At 58.4% G+C, this 3,818-nt stretch carries 5 protein-coding genes; 1 reads left to right on the top strand and 4 read right to left on the bottom strand.

The window, feature by feature from the left end; translation table 11 throughout:
- Window positions 1-190: 30S ribosomal protein S20 (gene rpsT / locus ACIPL2_RS27680; protein WP_401361833.1), on the top strand; the 190-nt coding region annotated here is incomplete at its 5' end.
- A 183-nt stretch (window positions 191-373) separates the two neighbouring features.
- Here the strand turns inward: rpsT and ACIPL2_RS27675 are convergent.
- The 4 genes from ACIPL2_RS27675 to rpmA form a co-directional block, all read right to left on the bottom strand.
- Window positions 374-838, bottom strand: coding sequence for a CreA family protein (locus ACIPL2_RS27675; RefSeq protein ID WP_015096894.1), 465 nt, complete (start codon window positions 836-838; stop codon window positions 374-376).
- Window positions 839-850: 12 nt separating this feature from the next.
- Window positions 851-1,969, bottom strand: a complete 1,119-nt coding sequence (proB, locus tag ACIPL2_RS27670; RefSeq protein ID WP_401362008.1) for a glutamate 5-kinase — start codon at window positions 1,967-1,969, stop codon at window positions 851-853.
- Window positions 1,970-2,106: 137 nt separating this feature from the next.
- Window positions 2,107-3,330, bottom strand: coding sequence for an Obg family GTPase CgtA (cgtA, locus tag ACIPL2_RS27665; protein WP_401361830.1), 1,224 nt, complete (start codon window positions 3,328-3,330; stop codon window positions 2,107-2,109).
- 195 nt (window positions 3,331-3,525) lie between these two features.
- Entirely contained in the window at window positions 3,526-3,801 is a 276-nt protein-coding gene (rpmA, locus tag ACIPL2_RS27660) for a 50S ribosomal protein L27 (RefSeq protein WP_401361827.1), read from the bottom strand.
- Window positions 3,802-3,818 lie beyond the last annotated feature (17 nt).

Genomic DNA, 3,818 nt, shown 5'->3' with positions numbered 1-3,818 from the left:
CTACATCAAGAATGTAGTTAAAGCCATTGACGCAAAAGACGCTGAAAAAGCTCAAGCAGCTTACGTTCTGGCTGTGCCAGTTATCGACCGTATGGCCGATAAAGGCATCATCCACAAGAACAAGGCAGCTCGTCATAAGAGCCGCCTGAACGGTCACGTCAAGGCTCTGAACCTTGCTGTTGCCGCCTAAGCGATAAGCTTGTTAAAAAACCGACCTCAGGGTCGGTTTTTTATTGCCTGCGATTTAACAGGCGACGCAAAAAAAATGTGGGAGCGGGCTTGCTCGCGAAGGCGGCATAACAGTCAACGATGATGTTGAATGTTATGGCCTCTTCGCGAGCAAGCCCGCTCCCACATTTCGATTTGCGCTAGCTTATTGAGCGTGCGCCCATGGCAGAATCGGGATTGCCGTTACCGCATTCTGCGGACTGCCCTCGATCAAACGATCGCTGTAGACCAGATACACCAGCGTATTGCGCTTCTTGTCGAGGAACCGCACCACCTGCATGGTCTTGAACACCAGCGACGTGCGCTCCTTGAACACCTCGTCGCCATCCTTCAGCTCACCCTTGAAGCTGATCGGACCGACCTGACGGCAAGCGATGGACGCCTCGGCACGATCTTCGGCCAAGCCCAGACCGCCCTTCACGCCACCGGTCTTGGCGCGCGACAGGTAGCAGGTCACGCCTTCGACCTTCGGATCATCAAACGCCTCGACGACGATACGGTCATTCGGCCCGACGAACTTGAACACCGTCGATACCTGGCCAATCTCTTCGGCCGAAGCCAGCAGCGGCATCGCCAACAGCAGCCCCAACAATCCTTTTGCCACGCGCATTCAGATATTCCTTCAGACCAGAATCAGGTTATCGCGGTGAACCAGTTCCGGTTCAGCCATGTAACCCAACAGACCGACAATCGCCTCAGACGACTGACCGATGATTTTTTGTGCTTCCAGAGCGCTGTAGTTGGCCAGGCCACGGGCGATTTCACGACCGTCCGGCGCCACGCATACGACCATTTCGCCACGACGGAAACTGCCCTGGACCAATTTGACCCCCACCGGCAGCAAACTTTTGTTCCCCTTGGACAACGCCGTCACTGCACCGGCATCCAGCACCAGGGTGCCACGGGTTTGCAGATGCCCGGCCAGCCACTGCTTGCGCGCCGCCAGCAGACCGCGTTCCGGCGAGAGCAAGGTGCCGATGCGCTCGCCCGCCTTGAGGCGATCCAGCACACGCTCAATGCGCCCGCCAACGATGATCGTATGCGCTCCGGAACGAGCTGCGAGTCGCGCAGCGCGCAATTTGGTCTGCATGCCGCCACGACCCAACGCCCCGCCCGTGCCGCCCGCCACTGCATCCAGCGCCGGATCATCGGCACGCGCTTCGTAAATCAGGTTGGCATTCGGGTTGTTGCGCGGGTCGGCGTCGAACATGCCGTCGCGATCGGTGAGGATCACCAGCAGGTCAGCCTCGACCAGGTTGGCCACCAATGCGGCCAGCGTATCGTTGTCGCCGAAACGGATTTCATCGGTGACCACGGTGTCGTTTTCGTTGATCACCGGGATCACTTTCAGCTCAACCAACGCGCGCAAGGTGCTGCGCGCATTCAGGTAGCGCTTGCGGTCGGACAAGTCATCGTGAGTCAGGAGAATCTGCGCGGTGTGCCGGCCATGCTCGGCGAAGCTCGATTCCCAGGCCTGCACCAGGCCCATCTGGCCGATGGCAGCAGCGGCCTGGAGCTCGTGCATCGCACTGGGTCGTGCGGTCCAGCCCAGACGGCTCATGCCGGCCGCTACTGCCCCGGAGGACACCAGCACCAACTCGACGCCCGCCTCATGCAAGGCCACCATCTGTTCGACCCAGACACCCATTGCCGCGCGATCCAGGCCCTTGCCGTCCGCTGTCAGCAAAGCGCTGCCGATCTTCACGACCCAACGCTGCGCACCTGTCACCTTGCTCCGCATCATCTTCAACCTTAGCTTGAGGGCAGCACGACCTGGCACTGCCCGTGACGTTAATCGTGGTTATTCGTGACCAACGATCGATTTCCAGATACTAAAACGCCGCTCTAGTGAGCGGCGCTTAAGTTTATCGCAACGAATCAGTCACGCACGTAAATGATTTCCGGACCGTCTTCGTCATCCACATCTTCTTCGTCCCAATCATCGTCGCCAATGTCATGGACCGACTTCACGCCGCTACGGCGCAGGGCACGCTGATCATCCAGCGCCTGCAACTGGGCACGGGCTTCGTCTTCGATGCGCTGATCGAGTTCCGCCAGCTCTTCCTTGTAAACCGGATCGTTAGCCAGACGGTCTGCACGATCTTCCATGTAACGCATGATGTCGTGGCACAGACGCTCGGTGCCGAGCTTGGAGATGGCCGAGATCACGTAGACCGGACCGGTCCACTCCAGGCGATCAACGATTTCCTTGACGCGAGCATCATGCTCTTCTTCAAGGATCTGGTCGCACTTGTTCAGCACCAGCCAACGATCGCGCTCAGCCAGGGACGGGCTGAACTTGGTCAGTTCGCTGACGATCACTTCAGCCGCATCCGGAGCGCTGGCGTCATCCAGCGGCGCCATGTCCACGAGGTGCAGCAGCAGGCGAGTACGCGACAAGTGCTTGAGGAAGCGAATCCCCAGGCCCGCGCCATCGGAAGCACCTTCGATCAGGCCCGGAATGTCCGCGACCACGAAGCTTTTCCAGCGATCGACGCTGACCACACCCAGGTTCGGCACCAGCGTGGTGAACGGGTAGTCGGCGACTTTCGGCTTGGCGGCCGAAACGGAACGGATAAAGGTACTTTTACCGGCGTTCGGCAAGCCCAGCAGGCCGACGTCAGCCAACACTTTCATTTCCAGCTTGAGGTCACGCGCCTCACCCGGCTTACCCGGAGTGGTCTGGCGCGGAGCGCGGTTGGTACTGGATTTGAAACGGGTATTGCCCAGACCGTGCCAGCCACCATGAGCCACCAGCAGCTTTTGACCGGCCTTGGTCAGGTCGCCGATGACTTCCTGCGTGGCCGAATCGATCACGGTAGTGCCGACCGGAACGCGCAGCACCAGCTCTTCACCTTTCTTGCCGGTGCAGTCGGTGCTGCCGCCGTTGGAACCACGCTCGGCATCGAAGTGCCGGGTGTAACGGTAGTCCACCAGGGTGTTGAGGTTTTCGTCGGCGAGCATGTAGACCGAGCCGCCGTCACCACCATCACCGCCGTTCGGGCCGCCGTTTTCAATAAACTTTTCGCGACGGAAGCTCATGCAACCGTTGCCGCCGTCACCGGCCTTTACTCGAATCGATACTTCATCAACAAACTTCATAACAAAACGCCTCTCGTCATACGGACGAGCCGAAAAAATCTAGACATAAGACTCTTGCAAAAATGAGCGCAGCGACCTCAAGCAACGACCGCAAAATCCAGCTGCTTTCGCCCATTACAAACAGCTTTGCAAGAGACTCACCCCACAAACGAAAAAGCCCCGTCGCGAGACAGGGCTTTTCCAGCAACTACGTAATTATGCCGCGACGACTTCAGTCTTCGGGACAATACTCACGTAACGGCGGTTGAAAGCGCCTTTTACTTCGAACTTGATCACGCCGTCGATTTTAGCGAACAGAGTGTGATCTTTACCCATGCCAACACCGTAACCGGCGTGGAATTGGGTGCCGCGCTGACGCACGATGATGTTGCCCGGAATGATAGCCTGGCCGCCATACATCTTCACGCCAAGGCGTTTAGCTTCTGAGTCGCGACCGTTACGGGTACTACCACCATCTATTTTGTGTGCCATGAGTCAATTCTCCTAGT

This window comes from Pseudomonas sp. NPDC086251 (assembly GCF_044746405.1).
Taxonomy (GTDB): domain Bacteria; phylum Pseudomonadota; class Gammaproteobacteria; order Pseudomonadales; family Pseudomonadaceae; genus Aquipseudomonas.
The sequence above is the reverse complement of the archived record's forward strand: the minus strand, read 5'-3'. Positions and strand labels throughout refer to the sequence as shown.